The organism is Desertibacillus haloalkaliphilus (genome assembly GCF_019039105.1).
GTDB classification, from domain to species: domain Bacteria; phylum Bacillota; class Bacilli; order Bacillales; family KJ1-10-99; genus Desertibacillus; species Desertibacillus haloalkaliphilus.
Genome location: NZ_JAHPIV010000308.1, coordinates 1 through 384, shown reverse-complemented (window position 1 = coordinate 384; position 384 = coordinate 1). Strand labels below are relative to the sequence as shown.

The 384-nt window shown below is 35.7% G+C and carries 1 protein-coding gene; it reads right to left on the bottom strand.

All coding sequences use genetic code 11. The features are described 5' to 3' along the window. Positions 1-384 (bottom strand): amino acid kinase family protein (locus tag KH400_RS22075; RefSeq protein WP_438821140.1); only part of this gene is annotated, 384 nt, incomplete at both ends.

Below are 384 nucleotides of genomic sequence, written 5' to 3'. Positions count from 1 at the left end.
ATTCCTATAACTGGATTCATGAAGTATTCTCTCTCAGCGATAATCATCGTTCCTGAAGAAGACGGGTTATTTGTATTTTTTACGCAAACAGGAATTCCATTTCTGAATGCCGGAAATAAAGCTTCATCATGAAACACGGAGAAACCTGCATAAGACAACTCACGCATTTCTCGGTAAGTCATTTTTTTAATTTTAACAGGATTATCAATAATATTAGGGTTGGCAGCAAAAACTGAATCAACATCTGTAAAATTTTCATATAAATCAGCTTTTACGCCTGCTGCTAAAATGGAACCGGTAATATCAGACCCCCCTCGTGAAAAAGTTACGAGCGATCCTTCTTTTGAATAACCAAAAAATCCTGGAAACACAATAATCTCATTA